Origin of the sequence: Streptomyces roseus, from assembly GCF_001044425.1 — a bacterium.
Lineage (GTDB): Bacteria > Actinomycetota > Actinomycetes > Streptomycetales > Streptomycetaceae > Streptomyces > Streptomyces roseus.
Window position 1 is genome coordinate 1 of record NZ_LFML01000140.1, and the last position, 2,501, is coordinate 2,501.

Below are 2,501 nucleotides of genomic sequence, written 5' to 3' on the forward strand. Positions count from 1 at the left end.
GCGGGGGCGGCGGGGAGCGCGCGCGGGCAGCTCCCACCGGTACGGGTGGCCGGGCGACCCGTCTGGGTGGGACGGGCTTGAACGTTGGTCAAATCCCCTGACGCCGGGATGCATCGTGCGGTGGTCGTCGTGCAGTGTCAACGGCCATGCGGAGTAAGGTCCTTCACGTACCGGAGCGATTCCGGAGGGTCGGGTACCGCCTCGCAGGCAGCGGTCGAGGGGCCTGCTCCCGCCGCCGACCTGCGGTGTTCCCCGGCCGGTGGGGCGCCGCCGGAGCGCGGCGCGGCGCACGGCGTGAGCCGGGGCTCATGCCCGGCCGGTATGCCTCGGCACCCCTGGAGCATGTCCACCGCGTCACATTCGGGCAGTTGTTCACCACGGCGCCCCTTACAGGGTCAACCTCGCGCGGTTACCGTCCGGTCATGACCCCCACACTCGCGCAGCTTCGTTACCTCGTCGCCGTCGCGGACTGCGGTTCCATCACCGGCGCGGCCGCCTCGGTCTTCGTTGCCCAGTCCGCCCTCTCCCGGGCCGTCCAGGCCATGGAGCGCGACCTCGGCATCGAGCTCCTCGCCCGCCGGGGCAGAGGGGTGGACCTCACCCCCGAAGGCGCCCGGGTGGTCCGGCTGGCCCGTACCGTGCTCGACGCGGTCGACGCCATCGACGACATCGGCACCCCGAACGGCAGGGGCGGACGGGTCACCCTCACCCTCGTCACCACCCCCACCCTGGCCCTCGACCTGGCCTCCGAGCTGGTCCCGGCGTACACCGCGCGCCACCCCGGCGTCCACGTGCGGCTCCACCAGCACGACGGCCGGGAGTCCCTGGTGCAGGAAGTCCTCGACGGAACGTCCGAGCTGGCCCTGGTCGACCTGCCCGTGGACAAAGAGCTGTCCACGCACCACATCCAGGAACGCGAGGTGGTGCTGGTCTCGCCCGCGGGCTGCCGGCTGCCGGCTGCCGGACCCGGTGCCGTTCCGGCTGCTCGACGGCCTGCCGATGGTGCTGCCGACCCCGGGGACCGGACGGCGTACCGAGATGGAGGCCATGTTCAGCTGCCTCGGAGTCCGGCCCGTGCCCGCCTTCGAGGTGGACGAGCGGCTGGCCTGGGTGACCGGCGTGACCGACGGCCGCGGCTCCCTCATCTGGTACCGGGACGTGGTGCTGAGGGCCTTCGGCAGCCGCGCCGAGATCCGCTCCTTCACCCCGCCCCTGCTGCGCCCCGTGGGCATCGCGCACGCCCGTCGGCCGCTGACCCGCGCCGCCCGGGCGTTCATCGCGCACGCCCGGCACAACGCGCCCGTGCGGGAGCCGGCGCGCTGACCGCGAGCCGCCGCAGTCCAAAGGGGCCGCCCGCATCGCACCCGCACCCGCCGTGTTTCGGCCAGGCATGCCGTCCCGGCATTGAACGATGCTCGAACGGGGGGTCGCCGTACCTGGCGATCACCATCTGATGTGCCATCACATGGTGTGCATGTCTCGACTCCTCACACCCCCCGGGGCCGCCGCCCTCGCGACCGCGGTCCTCGCCACCGTACTGCCGACCGCCGCATGGCCGGCAACCGGTCCCGCCGGCGCCGCAGGCGGCCCCGCCGCCGTGCCCGGGGCCTCGGTCGCCGTCCCCGCCCCGGAACGCAAGTGCACGCTGCCCGGTGGCATGGCCGAACTCAGCGGGCTCGCCATGAGCCGCAAGCACCCCGGCGTCTTCTACGCCGTCAACGACAGCGGCAACACCAACCAGGTCTTCGCCGTCGACTGCACGGGCGCGACCGGCCAACTCAAAGCCACCTACACCCTGTTCGGCGTCGGCAACACCGACTGGGAGGGGCTCTCCCTCGGCAAGGACGCGGCAGGCCTCCCGGTCATCCTGGTCGGCGACATCGGGGACAACTTCAGCGGTCGCGCCGAGGTCCTCGTGCACTCCTTCGCCGAGCCCGACCGGCTCGCCGACGCCGCAGTGACCCCGGTGACCTACAGGTTCGCCTACGCGGACGGCCGGCACGACGCCGAGTCCCTGCTCGCCGACCCCGGCTCCGGGCAGCTGTACATCGCGAGCAAACTGATCGGATCGGCAGGGCAGTTGTACAAGGCCCCGCTGCCCCCGCGGACGGGACAGCTCAACACGCTCACCGCCGTCCGGTCCGGCCCGGTCTTCGCCACCGACGGAGCGTTCTCGCCCTCGGGTGCCTCGTACACACTGCGCAGAGGCGGTCCGCTGGGCGCGAACACGGCCTCCGTGTACGACACCGCGGGGGCCAAGCTGGCGGACGTCGCCCTGCCCGCCCAGTCGCAGGGTGAGACGGTGACCTACTTCGACTGCACGAGCCTGCTCGTCGGCTCGGAGAACGACACCCAGATCTGGCGGGTCCCCCTGCCGCCGGAGGCCACCCCCGGCTGTGGCGGAACCCCGACCCCGACTCCCACGCCGACCCCCACTCCCACCTCCGGCGATCTGAAACTGGCCGACCCCGGACCCCAGACCTGCACCTTCAACCGGACCT

At 72.8% G+C, this 2,501-nt stretch carries 2 protein-coding genes and 1 pseudogene; all 3 read left to right on the top strand.

From position 1 onward, the window contains the following. Positions 1-422: 422 nt before the first annotated feature. Positions 423-899, top strand: a pseudogene (locus ACS04_RS40560) (LysR family transcriptional regulator); the annotation flags it as partial. A gap of 70 nt (positions 900-969) precedes the next feature. Next, the gene (locus tag ACS04_RS40175) at positions 970-1,323 is read left to right on the top strand and encodes a LysR substrate-binding domain-containing protein (RefSeq protein ID WP_053081021.1); all 354 of its coding nucleotides are present in this window, start codon (positions 970-972) and stop codon (positions 1,321-1,323) included. Between the two features lie 151 nt (positions 1,324-1,474). After that, positions 1,475-2,501 (top strand): hypothetical protein (locus ACS04_RS30090; protein ID WP_158977669.1); only part of this gene is annotated, 1,027 nt, incomplete at its 3' end.